Raw genomic sequence first — 11581 nt, forward strand, 5'->3', positions numbered from 1 at the left:
CCGGGGCCCTGAGGGGCTTCCGGCCCGAGTTCAATGCTGACGGAGGAATGTTAAGAATTCCTTCGCTGGCAGGGGCCTGCTGAACAGGTAACCCTGTATATCATCGCATCCATGGGCCTGCAGGAACGCCAGTTGCTCCTGAGTTTCCACGCCCTCCGCAACGACCCGCATGTTGAGGTTGTGGGCGAGATTGATGATTGTTTCCACAATGGCACCGCTTTGGGCATCCTTGGTGATGTCCACGACAAAGCTGCGGTCGATCTTCAGTATGTCGATCGGAAAGTGCTTCAGGTAGGTCAGGCTTGAGTAGCCGGTACCAAAGTCATCCAGAGCCACGAGAACGCCCTTGTCCCGGAGTGCCTGTAACTGACGTACTGTGACCTCCATTTGGGTCATAATGGCGGTTTCCGTGACTTCAATGGTTAGCAATTCAGGTCTCAGAGAAAGGCTGTCGAGGGTCTGGGTTATCTGTTCGGCAAGCTTGCCGTGACTGAACTGGTGGGCAGAAATATTGATGGCAATACGCACCTCCCGTTGTTCCTGACCTCGCCACTGGCCTATCTGCCGCGTGGCTTCCTCGATGACCCAGGCCCCTATCGGCAGTATCAGGCCCGTTTCTTCCGCGACTGGAATGAAGTCTCCCGGGGAGATCATCCCGTTGTGGGGGTGCTGCCAGCGGATCAGCGCCTCGGCACTCCGGACCTGCCCGGAGGCGAGGTCCAGCTTGGGTTGGTACCATAAGCTCAGTTCGCCGCGGGGGAGGGCCTCACGGAGTGATTGCTCGATATTGAGCCGTTCCCGCACACGGTTGTTCATCTCCGATGAGTAGAACTGGAAACCGTTTCGACCGAGTTCCTTGGCACGGTACATGGCGGTATCGGCGTTACGGAACAGTTCATCGCCGTTCTCGCCGTCCCTGGGATAAATTGCTATGCCGACACTGGCGGAAGCAATGATCTCATGGCCGTTTATGTCAATTTTTCGCTCGAACTGTTTCAGTATTTTTTGCGCCAGACTGGCTACGGACCGTTCGTCCTTCACTCCGGCGGTGAGGATCATGAATTCATCTCCACCCAGCCTGGCAACAGTGTCGCTCTCCCGGACACAGTCCCTCATGCGGGCGGCGACTTTCTGAATCAGAATATCCCCGACGTTATGACCTAGGCCATCGTTCACGCGCTTGAACTGGTCCAGGTCCAGCATTAGCACGGCAAGTTTATCCCCCTCCCGGTGGGCCTGGTGAATGGCGTGGCTTAACCGGTCCTGTAAAAGATTCCGGTTGGGCAGCCCTGTCAGCGAATCGTGGTTTGCCTGATGCTCGAGCGCCGCTTCATACCGCTTTCTGTCGGTTACATCGTTGAATACGCTTATGAAGTGAGCAATTTTTCCTTGTTCATCATGAACTGCCGCCACCGCCACCTCGTTCCAGAACATGCTGCCATCCTTGCGATAGTTTCTCAGGATAACTCTGCCCGATCCGCCGGAGCGCATACAGTGCCGCAGCCGGTCCAGCTCCGGTTGATTCCGGTCGGCTGCCAGCAGGAAACGCGGGCTCAGCCCCATCACCTCATTATGGGAGTATCCTGTCATATCGGTGAAAGCCCGGTTGGCATAGATCACCGGGTTGTCCTGCTCCTTGTCGGCTTTGCAGATCACGATGCCATTGCTGCTTTCCTCAATCGCCCGGTCGTAAAGTTGCAGTTGCCGTGCCCGGCTCTCCAGTTGCAGATAAAGGCTCCGGTTTTCATAGACCCGCCCCGCCATAGCGGCGTGTGTGCTGCAGAGCCATTCGTCTTCTTCGCTGAAGTTCATACCGTCCAGTTTGTTAATCAGACACACCCAACCGTACACTCGGCTTGCAGACATGATTGGCGAAATAACGCAGGAGCGAACGAGCGGGTAACCCTGAGGTAAGCCAATGTTCAGCTCTGAATGATTTTCCGCATTCAGCCTGCGTGGCATTTTCTGTCGGAAAACTTCGCCGGGAACGCCCTGGAAAAGGTCCGGGCAAGGCAGTGCCTGCTCGCTGCCCTGGTTGAATCCGCTGAGAAACAGGCGGATCTGTTGTTCACCGATGTGGCTCTCATTAAGGCAGAGGATGCCATAACTGGCGCCGAGCAGGACGCGGGCATCACGACAGATGGTTTCCAGCATGCGCCCGGCATCCTGCATACCAGAAAGCTGCAGATTGATTTCTGTCAGAGCGGAAAGCCGGCGGTTGGCTTTTTCCAATTCGTCACTTTTGCGGGAAAGCACGTCTGTCAGCACCCGGGTATGCTCGGTGTCAAAGCCCTGATCATCGACCGGAATGCGGGTATTGGATTTTTTGGTGCCTTCTTGCAGTGATTCCTCGATGGTTTCCAGTATGTCTTCCGGTATGCAGGGTTTGTATAGAATGCGCCGGATACCCAGTTGCCGGGCCAGGTTGCGGGCTTCATCCTCCCGGTAGTTGGCTGTGTAAAAAATGATTTCCGTGTGCGCGATTTCCGGGTCGTTGCGCACATGCCGCACAAATTCGTATCCGTCCATAACCGGCATCAGCAGGTCGCAGATCACCAGCTCCGGATGTTCTTTGCGGACGAGCGATAGCGCTTCCGCGCCGTCTTCCGCTTCGAGCACGTCATGCCCCAGGTAGCCCGCCAGTGAAGCCACCAGCTCACGGTTTGGTTGATGATCATCAACGATGAGTATCCTTGCCACTGTGCCTGGTCTCCCTGTTTCCGTTGATTACGACTGCAAATTCGCAGGCAACCAATGTTCAACGTGACTGACAAACTGTTCAGGATCTATGGGTTTGGATATGTAACCATTGAATCCGGATGCAAGGATTTTCTGCTCGTCACCTCGCATGGAAAATGCAGTGATAGCGACAATCGGTATGTCTGAATAGGAGGCATCTTTGCGCAACTCTGCCAATAGCTGGTAGCCGTCCATTATCGGCATCTGGATATCGCTCAGTATCAGGTCAGCGCTTGGTTGCAGGTTGCGGGCTACCTGAAGTCCCTGCTTACCGTCCTCCGCCCGGTGGACTTCATGACCGGCGTGTTTTAGCAGGTAAGTGGCGAGCTCAAGGCTGGCAAGGTCGTCTTCAACAACCAGAATCACCGCGCTCATGTTAGCCACCCGGAAGTTGCAAAGTGAATTCGGAGCCCTGGCCGGGTGTGCTGGCCAGGTGTATGGATCCACCCAGTTGTCCCGCCAGTTTCTGGCTGAGATACAAACCCAGGCCGGTACCTTCTGTACGGCGGGCGGAGAGCCCTCCCCGGGAAAACGGCTGGAACAGGTTGTGCTGCACCGACGGCTCAATGCCTGGCCCGGTATCCCGGACTGACACACACACAGACTTGTCAGCAGACGGAGCCAGAGTGAGGCAGACCTCGCCATTTGGAGTGAACTTCAGAGCGTTGCTGGTCAGATTCATGAGAATCTGGCTCAGAGCCCGCCTGTCGGTTTCTATATTGATAGGCTGACCGGGAAGCTCAAGGGTCAGTTGGAGCGCCTGTTCTTTGGCCTGAAGGCAGAAGGTGCCGTGAATTTCCTCTAGCAACTGATTGAGGTTGATCTGTTCCGGGTTGAGTTCCAGTTTACCGGCATCAATTTTCGCAACATCCAGAAGGTCATTGATCAGGGACAGCAGGTGTCCCGCGCTGGACTGGACTGTTTCCAGCTGCTTTTTCTGATCCTGATTGAGAGGGCCCGGCAACCCCATCAGCAGGGTGCCGGTAAAACCGATAATGGCATTCAATGGTGTGCGCAATTCGTGGCTCATGCTGGCCAGGAACTGGTCCTTGGCCTGGTTTGCCATGGCGAGTTCCTCGTTCTTTTCCTGCAGGGCCCGCTCGAAGTGTTTGCGTTCGGTGATGTCCCTGATTGCACTGGATACCAGGATGCCTTCCTCGGTTTCCAGCGGGCTCAGGCTGATTTCGATGGGAAACTCTATGCCCCCTTTGCGCAGCCCGAACAGCTCCAGTCCGACCCCCATGGGTCTTACCCGGGGATCTGCAAAGAAACCGTCCCGGTGTCCTATGTGCTGGGAGCGATAGCGCTGGGGCATGAGAATTTCGACGTTTTCCCCAACCATCTCCTCCCTGTGGTAGCCGAACAGGGATTCGGCCTGGGAATTCACCAGCACAATGTGACCATCCTGTTTGACGATAACAATCGCATCCGGAGCGGATTCCAGGAGACCCCGGAATTTCTGTTCCGCTCTCCTTCGTTCGGAGATATCGCGGACGATGGTAACCACCAGCTGGTCACCCTGTATTTCAATCGGGCTGCGAATCACCTCAACGGGAAAGGAATAGCCGTTCCTGTGCCGGCAGAAGCCATCGTTGGTTACACTGGTGTTTTCGTGCAAGCGACCAAGTATGACAGGAGTGGCATTCTGGTCCGTCAGCTGGATCAGGTCACAGAGAGACTGTCCCATGGCATCTGCCCGCGAATACCCCAGAAGCTTCTCAGCTGCCGGGTTCCAGTCACATACCATCCCCTCAGGGGACAGCAGTACCACTCCGTCGGGGGATGGTTGTTGAATACTATCGTGCTCGCTCCCCACTGGTCTGCGCTCCATGCATGATCGATCAAATGCCTTGTCCGATCGGGAAAGTATGGTCGAAAATTGGCAAGATGCCAGTGGGACAATAATTCAGATTGCCACTGCCCGTTCAGCCACCCAGTACAGGCTCACGGCGCCGACTGTCAGCAGCATGGCGGGTACGGCGGCGCGCTCGTAGACCCGGAACCGGCCACACAGGTAAAGCGCCGGAAACAGAATCACCAGCAATCCCAGCTGACCCAGTTCCACACCCAGGTTGAAGCCAGCCAGAGCGACAACGGTCTGCGACACTCCGGACGTCAGATCCCCCAGCACACTGGCGAAACCGAAACCGTGAATCAGCCCGAATCCGAACGCCAGTTTCCAGGTCTTGCGGCCGAGGATCGGCCAGAATACGTTCAGCGCAGCAACGGCAATGGACAAGGCAATGACCGTTTCCACCCAGGCAATGGGCAGTGTCACGATCTCCAGAGCCGCCAACGCCAGGGTAATCGAGTGGGCCACGGTAAAGGCGGTGACAATGCCTACCAGCTCAAGCAGGCGGGGTTTCAGATCGTGGCCCTGGCCAGAGTGCCCGCGTGACCGGCGGGTTTTCAGCGGCAGGGTGGCCGGTAGCATCAGCACCAGCAGAAACAGGATATGGTCGAGACCAATCAGCAAGTGGATGATGCCCTCGTATAGGAAGGTGCCAAACAGTTTCAGGCTGTTTCCGAGCGCACTGGCGCCGGTGCCCAGAGACATTGTCCGGTCATCGGGCGCCAACACGCCCAGGTGTTCGCCCTGGCGGTCAGTCACGCTGACCAGTGCGCGATGCAACGGGTCCTGTTCAAACAGCAGAGCGTATTTGAGGAACTCCGGTGCCTGGTTATCCGGACACGCAATCTGGTAACGCCCGGCAGCGTATGGGCCGTCGCTGTGGCGTGACAGCCCCCATTGCCTGCCGCTCAGCTGGCAGGTACCGCTGGTGTTGCTGAGCGTCAGGCCCTGATCGACCAGGCGGGTGATGGCGTCCCTCCCTGAACGGACTTCGGCGCCGCTGAGTTTGCCATCACCATTGTTGTCCAGGGGCAGGATCAGTGCGAGATCCCTCAGGGCCAGGTCGATGCGAACCTGCGACTGGGTCTGGTCCACATAGATGAAGCTGTCACTGGCCTTGTGGGCCCATGCCGGCAGCGCGAGGATCAGTAGCGCGGAAAAAACGGAAATGAGTCGAAGAGCTGCAGGGATCATGAGCGCACCTCCGGATAGCGGGCATCGCGCTGGTCATGTTTGTCCAGCCAGGCCCGGACGTCCGCCGCAACCGGGTCGTTACCGGCGGATTCCGCTGCGCGGAGCAGCAGGCGGGTGTCCAGGGGTTCACGCTGGTCCTGCCAGTTGGCCAGAGCGTGGGTCAGGGCCGTTTCGGCATCGCCTTCAATCTCCAGGGCGTAACGTGCGAGATCCCGTTGGTGCAGCAGAGTGCCGCGCCAGCGAGCCTCGGTAAAGCGCTCCTCCAGCATGGCGGAGAGTCGGCCGGCGTCTGTATGTTTGTGGCGCTTCATGGCGATGGCGCGGATGACGGCGAGGGAGTCGACCTGTTCATACGCATCGGTCAGTTTTATCACAGCTTTGTTTTCGCCCCGTTCCAGCAGCCAGTCAGCCAGCTGTGTCCGTGTGTAAAGATCGTCCGGGGCCAGTGCGAGCACCTGCCGCCAGTGTTGTTCTGCCTCCGGCCTGCCCAGTTGCGCGGCAATGTCGGCCAGGGTGCCCAGGGCCCAGATCTGGCTGGTGGCGTCACTGGCGGGCGATTGGCGGGTCTGCGCATGCAGGGATTGGTAAGCCGTTTCCGCATGGCCGGTTCGTGCCTCCACCTGAGCCAGGCAGCTCGCAGCAATCAGGCCGGGGAAATCGTTTGCCAGTTGTTGGCAGTGGGAATGTGCCGATTCATAGTGGCCCTGCACCAGTTCCAGGTTGGCGAGGGTCAGCCGGGCCTGGGTGACCTGCTGGCGGTTACTGTTCGACTCGTTGAGAATGTCGGCCAGCTCCTCGCGGGCGGACTCGAAACGGTGAAGGCTCTGGTTGAGCGTGGCACGGAGAATCTTCAGCCGGTCAGTCATCCGGCTTTCGGGCCAGCGCTCAAAAAGTGCCTGGGCATAGCCCAGGTAACGTGGGTCGCCCTGGGAGCGTGCCTGCAGCAGAAAGGCCTGAACCTGGTCGGCAAGTGCCGGGGCAGAATCTGGTGGAGTATCGGGTGTCAGGGCCTCAGAGGGCAGTGTGACCAGTATTTCCTGATCGTCAAACTCTGTTTCAATCGCTGCGGGGGCAGCCAGTGCTGTTTCCATGGCCAGTGCTGTAACCAGCGCGACGATGGAAAAAGCCCTGCGCCGCAGCGCAGGGTGGAGGGCCGTCAACCCAGGATCGGAGTCAGACTGACGGCGGAGCCCGCAGGATTCAAAACAGGTCGTCATAGGCCTGTTCGTTGTCCTTGTCATTGAAGCTGAACTCCAGTTTGTTGATGTTAACCGCATTGCGTTCGTCGTCTGTGCGCTTGATTTCATTCTTCACAAAGGTGGTGAAATCAACCGACAGGCCCGCGCCGCGATTGCTGGAGCCATCAGAACAGCCCGCCAGCACCAGTGCGGCAACCAGGGTAATACCTATTCGGAGTGTCATGGCTTTCCTCCCTTACAGACCGTTAGGTGAACCGGCGATCGGTGTCGCGAGGTATGGGAAGGAGGTTTTCAACTCCGCTGGGTCCAGCTGTACACCGTCGGTGAACGGCGCATCCTTGTTGGGAGCGTCTTCGGTCAGTGCCCCCATAACAACCCTGAGCGCAATGTCGACAGTGTCATCCACAGGACGGCGTCCATTGGGGAAGCCTGCGTTGTCAGCCCCGAGTACACCCAGGTCGTTCTGTGCCCCTGCCGCCGTGGTGGCGATGTTCGGGTTAAGCCGCAACATTTCCGAAGCGGTGACGCCATCCGGGCCGTTCAGGTCAGGCACACCGGTCAGGAAGGCGGTGACAAGGTCGTTTCTTGGGAAGTTGTTGGGCGCTTCAGCTCCTTCGGCTGCGAACAGAATTTCCAGTAATTCGGGCAGCGTAGGATTGGTCACATAAGTCAGGAACTGGCCATCGTCCTTGGGCTCGCTGGCGTTAAAGGCATCCTTGTCTTTCAGGCCGATAACGACTTCGTTGACCAGCGGCATGCCCAGTCGCGAAACTTGGGTGTAGGCGCCGCCTTCCACGGTTGCGCCCTTGCCGTTGGCAGCCGGCGCCGGGTTCAGCACGCGAGCCTGACGCACGCTGGCGGTGGTCCAGCCGCCAATGACCGGGTCGCCCGAGGCTGTCTGGGCAGTGCCGGTCAGGCAGGCGGTGGGTACTTCCAGAGCGAAGGACGTGGTGTTCTTGTCCGCCAGATCCCCGGCACCTTCGCCATCACGTGGGCCGAGCGGGTCAGTGTTCACCAGGTCGAAAATCTCACCCAGGTTCACTGCAAAGGCTTCCTTGCGCTGACCCACGAATACCCGGCCCTCGGTACCGCATCCTGGAATGGCGATATCAAAGATATGCTGGTTGGCATAGGCTTCGTAGTCACCGAAGGATTTTCCGCCTATGTTGTCCAGTGGTTTGGCGAAAGTTTCGGTACCGGTGGTCGCGTTGGTGGCCGCCTGACGTGTGCCAGAGCGACGGTCCCCGCGGATGACGGTGACGGTGTACTCCTGTCGGAACTGTACATTGTCATTATTGGTGGCATCACCAATGTTTTTCAGCGGTACTGAGACCATTTCGCCACCGACGTCCAGTTGGATGTCGTTGAGGACGTCCTGCATCTGGAAGCGGAAGGTAATGTCTTCCTGGGCGTTGCCAGAGTTATCGATATGAATCTCGTAGATGGCGTCCTCGTCCAGGTCGAAGTAGTTGGGGCCGCCGTACGCGTCCTGAAGCGGGAGATAGTTGGCAATCAGGGTGACGAAGCTTTCCCGACCGCTTTCGTAGCTTCGGAACATGTAGAAGTCGGTGCCATCCACCTTGGGAACTTCGGTGATGAACGGCGCCTCGCGGTGGCTGGAGGCAGAGGCTGTACCTGCAGTCAGACAGATCCCGGCAATCGCGAGGGCGAGGCCGGAGCGTTTAATTACTGTGTTCATTCCGTTTTCCTCATCTATTGTTGGTGTTGCATGGGGAGAAACGGCATGGCTTTGAAAAAAGATGCAGGTCGCAAGCAAAAAAATGACTGGGTGTAAAATCAGTGGGTGTAATTGGGCGACGGTGCATCCTGAGCGGGCCGAAGTACGTAGTAGGCAATAGGTCAGTGGAAGGACAAGGTGCGGAGAACACAATGACAAATCCAGAGGTAGAACAAGAAGAGCTGATGACGCTGCTTGTGGCTGTAGCCCGTAGCGATCGGCAGGCGTTTCAGAAGCTGTATCAGAAGATCGCGGCACGGATGTTCGGTCTGTGCTTCAAACTGGCGGGTCAGCAGGAGCTGGCCGAAGAAGCCTTGCAGGATGCGTTTGTGCAGATCTGGCATCACGCCGGGGAATATCACAGTGATCGGGGGACGCCATTGAGCTGGATGTTGACCATTGCCCGTTATCGAACGCTGGATCTGATGAGGGCCAGGGCTGTGCGCAGAACCGCCGGAGATGAACACCTTCAGCATGTGGAGGATCCCCGCAGCGGCCCCCTGGACCATTCATTGCGACGTGCCGGAGCTGAGCAGTTGACTGGCTGTCTTGATGAACTCAGTGATGTTCAGCGAGACAGTATCCTTTTGTCTTACTACCGGGGATTCACCCATGACGAGCTTGCCCAGGCGCTGAGTTCGCCCATTGGCACCGTCAAAAGCTGGATTCGTCGTGGACTGATGGCGTTAAAGAGGTGCCTGGAACGATGAGAAAGACACCGGAAAGAATTGAGAGTCTCGCGGCAGAGTATGTTCTGGGCTCGCTGAAGGGCAAAGCAAGAAGCCGCTTTGAGCGCTGGATGATGGAGTCGGGCCGGGTCAGGCAGGAAGTCTGGTACTGGGAGGAGAAACTTGGCCAACTGGGTGACCAGGTGCCGGATCGGGAGCCCCCGAAATCTGTATGGCTGGCAATACAGAAGCGGCTGTGGCCGCAGGAAGAAAGGCACTCGACTTCGCCCAAACAGGCTGCAAACCGGATTTGGCCAGTCTGGAGTCTGTTCGCGACGGCGGCGGCACTGGTGCTGGCGGTCATGCTGGTTCAGCAGCCAACGCTCGAGCCGGATTCCCGGCTTTCTGGCGCCATTGTTCAGGCAGACGTCAGTGATCCGCTGTGGCTGGTCAGTGAATCCAGTCGTGACAGTCGTCTGCGATTGAGGTCTGTGGCGGCTACCTCGGCCGAGGCCGGGAAAGACTATGAATTATGGATCGTGCCGGATAACGGCAACCCGCTGTCCCTGGGCGTGATACCGGTCGGTGATATGTATCAGGTGGAACTCACGGACGAAGCCCGTGAAACCCTGAGCCAGAGCCGTACTCTGGCCATCAGTCTGGAGCCGCGGGGTGGCTCGCCCACCGGCGCGCCCACCGGCCCGATCCTGCACGTCACCAAGCTTTACGAGCTGTAACCGGGCCTCTCAGTTGGACGCGAGCAGCGTGATGCACAGTTGGGCGTTCTGGACAAAGTGGCCGAAGGCGGTCAATTGTTCATCTGAGGGCACGTAATCACCGGCGGCGTTGTCGGCATAGAACAGACCGACCAGCCGCCCCTTGGCGGTCAGCGGGCCGATCAACGCCGGCACCTTACCCAGCCAGCGATCATAGGGTACGCCTTCGTCCGCTGGGCCGGGGCTGAATACTTCACAGGCGGCGTGGGGAAGCAGGTTGCCAAGGGGGCCAGTGCCATCCTTGGCAATGACAAAGTCTTCGCGCCAGTTTTCCGAGCCTCGTCCGCCTACTTTACGGGGGATTAACTGGTGGCCGGTTTTGTCGGTCATCAGCAGGGCCACCCGCTGCATGCCAATCGCCCGGTGGATGCCCTCGATCACCAGCTGGCACACCTCGTTGATATCCGGTTTCTCGGTCAGGCTCAGGGTCAGATCCCGAAGGATCTGCAATTGCAGCGCCGGATCCATATCCGGCGCCCGGGCGGACTGGCGGTCGGCGCTGTCCTCGTTGCCCGGCATCAGGGCGGTGACCTGGGGAATACCGAGGGAAACGGCCACCCTGGCGGCTTCCTGGGCGTTGACCTTGAGCTGATCGCGGATCGCGGCCGGTGTCTCGCCGGTATCTTTACCCAATCGCTCCAGCACCTTGTCCATCTCGGCGCCGCGCCAGCCGTTTTCCGACAGCCGGGCCATTTCCACCGAGTTGCGCACCAGGCTGGCGGCCTTGGAATTGGCCTGGCCGGGAGAGACCACATCCTTGATGAACGGCCCCAGTGCCCAGGCGTCCACCAGGCCCCGGGTGATTTCCGTGAAGGTGCTGTGCAGTACCGATTTCTGCGCCTCTACCGGTGGCTCGTCCAGGCGCAGCCGCTGCTCCAGTTCGGTGGCCTGTTCGGTCTCGCAGGACCAGAACGCCAGTTCGCCAATGTTCATCAGCAAGGCCCCGATGAAGACTTCCTCCAGGGCGTTTTCATTGCGTTTGGGCATCAGGCAGCGGGCCTGAACGGCGGAATGGATAGCCCTGGCAAGACATCGAAGCAAGTGTGGCCGGTCATTGCGTTGCAGTAGCGCATCCACAATCAAGGAAGATATGGCCATGGATTTCACGGAATCGAAGCCAATCAGGGTAATCGCACGGCTGACCGTACTGACCTGGGTCCGGGTCTGGTTGTAGAACACGGTGTTGGACAACCGCAATACCTGGGAGGTGAGCTGGGCGTCGTTGAGTATCACGTTGGCCAGCTCATTGACCGTACTGTTTGTGCTGTCGGTCAGCTCGTTGATGCGTTTCAGGGTATTGGCCAGTACCGGCAGTTCAACCTTGCTGAGATAGGTCACCCATGCCTGGGTGGAGTTCATCCTTGAGGGCGGATTAACGGTTTTTGTTGTCACGTTATTTATTCACTCTGGTGCGC

Annotated in this window: 10 protein-coding genes; 2 read left to right on the forward strand and 8 right to left on the reverse strand. The window is 58.3% G+C overall.

The window, feature by feature from the left end; genetic code table 11:
• Positions 1–30 precede the first annotated feature (30 nt).
• From ACJO3M_RS13275 to ACJO3M_RS13305, 7 genes are all read right to left on the reverse strand, one after another.
• A complete protein-coding gene (locus tag ACJO3M_RS13275) occupies positions 31–2700 on the reverse strand; it encodes an EAL domain-containing protein (RefSeq protein WP_407001850.1) in 2670 nt (889 codons plus the stop codon).
• Between the two features lie 27 nt (positions 2701–2727).
• The gene (locus ACJO3M_RS13280) at positions 2728–3114 is read right to left on the reverse strand and encodes a response regulator (RefSeq protein ID WP_407001851.1); all 387 of its coding nucleotides are present in this window, start codon (positions 3112–3114) and stop codon (positions 2728–2730) included.
• Position 3115: 1 nt separating this feature from the next.
• The gene (locus ACJO3M_RS13285; RefSeq protein WP_407001853.1) at positions 3116–4570 is read right to left on the reverse strand and encodes a PAS domain S-box protein; all 1455 of its coding nucleotides are present in this window, start codon (positions 4568–4570) and stop codon (positions 3116–3118) included.
• Between the two features lie 75 nt (positions 4571–4645).
• Complete coding sequence (locus tag ACJO3M_RS13290) at positions 4646–5785, reverse strand: HupE/UreJ family protein (protein WP_407001854.1); 1140 nt, start codon at positions 5783–5785, stop codon at positions 4646–4648.
• Positions 5782–7002, reverse strand: a complete 1221-nt coding sequence (locus ACJO3M_RS13295; RefSeq protein WP_407001855.1) for a hypothetical protein — start codon at positions 7000–7002, stop codon at positions 5782–5784. The genes ACJO3M_RS13290 and ACJO3M_RS13295 overlap by 4 nt, the downstream gene beginning before the upstream one ends.
• Positions 6986–7207 carry a hypothetical protein gene (locus ACJO3M_RS13300; protein WP_407001856.1) on the reverse strand — a complete coding sequence of 74 codons (222 nt, stop codon included), beginning with the start codon at positions 7205–7207 and terminating at the stop codon, positions 6986–6988. The genes ACJO3M_RS13295 and ACJO3M_RS13300 overlap by 17 nt, the downstream gene beginning before the upstream one ends.
• A 12-nt stretch (positions 7208–7219) precedes the next feature.
• Complete coding sequence (locus ACJO3M_RS13305; protein WP_407001857.1) at positions 7220–8683, reverse strand: DUF4331 domain-containing protein; 1464 nt, start codon at positions 8681–8683, stop codon at positions 7220–7222.
• A gap of 191 nt (positions 8684–8874) precedes the next feature.
• On the opposite strand from ACJO3M_RS13305, the gene ACJO3M_RS13310 reads away from it, so the two are divergent.
• Together ACJO3M_RS13310 and ACJO3M_RS13315 are read left to right on the forward strand one after the other, a co-directional pair.
• On the forward strand, positions 8875–9432 hold the full coding sequence (locus ACJO3M_RS13310) for a sigma-70 family RNA polymerase sigma factor (RefSeq protein WP_407001858.1): 558 nt from the start codon (positions 8875–8877) through the stop codon (positions 9430–9432).
• Complete coding sequence (locus tag ACJO3M_RS13315) at positions 9429–10127, forward strand: anti-sigma factor (protein ID WP_407001859.1); 699 nt, start codon at positions 9429–9431, stop codon at positions 10125–10127. The genes ACJO3M_RS13310 and ACJO3M_RS13315 overlap by 4 nt, the downstream gene beginning before the upstream one ends.
• A 9-nt stretch (positions 10128–10136) precedes the next feature.
• Here the strand turns inward: ACJO3M_RS13315 and ACJO3M_RS13320 are convergent, their stop codons facing one another.
• Complete coding sequence (locus ACJO3M_RS13320; RefSeq protein ID WP_407001860.1) at positions 10137–11558, reverse strand: HDOD domain-containing protein; 1422 nt, start codon at positions 11556–11558, stop codon at positions 10137–10139.
• Positions 11559–11581: the final 23 nt, after the last annotated feature.

It is taken from the genome of Marinobacter alkalisoli (assembly GCF_045449795.1).
Taxonomy (GTDB): Bacteria; Pseudomonadota; Gammaproteobacteria; order Pseudomonadales; family Oleiphilaceae; genus Marinobacter.

Coding starts and splice junctions, on each gene's coding strand:
- ACJO3M_RS13305 (WP_407001857.1), bottom strand. CDS start 8,683: ATGAACACAGTAATTAAACGCTCCGGCCTCGCCCTCGCGATTGCCGGG.
- ACJO3M_RS13310 (WP_407001858.1), top strand. CDS start 8,875: ATGACAAATCCAGAGGTAGAACAAGAAGAGCTGATGACGCTGCTTGTG.
- ACJO3M_RS13300 (WP_407001856.1), bottom strand. CDS start 7,207: ATGACACTCCGAATAGGTATTACCCTGGTTGCCGCACTGGTGCTGGCG.
- ACJO3M_RS13285 (WP_407001853.1), bottom strand. CDS start 4,570: ATGGAGCGCAGACCAGTGGGGAGCGAGCACGATAGTATTCAACAACCA.
- ACJO3M_RS13280 (WP_407001851.1), bottom strand. CDS start 3,114: ATGAGCGCGGTGATTCTGGTTGTTGAAGACGACCTTGCCAGCCTTGAG.
- ACJO3M_RS13315 (WP_407001859.1), top strand. CDS start 9,429: ATGAGAAAGACACCGGAAAGAATTGAGAGTCTCGCGGCAGAGTATGTT.
- ACJO3M_RS13290 (WP_407001854.1), bottom strand. CDS start 5,785: ATGATCCCTGCAGCTCTTCGACTCATTTCCGTTTTTTCCGCGCTACTG.
- ACJO3M_RS13295 (WP_407001855.1), bottom strand. CDS start 7,002: ATGACGACCTGTTTTGAATCCTGCGGGCTCCGCCGTCAGTCTGACTCC.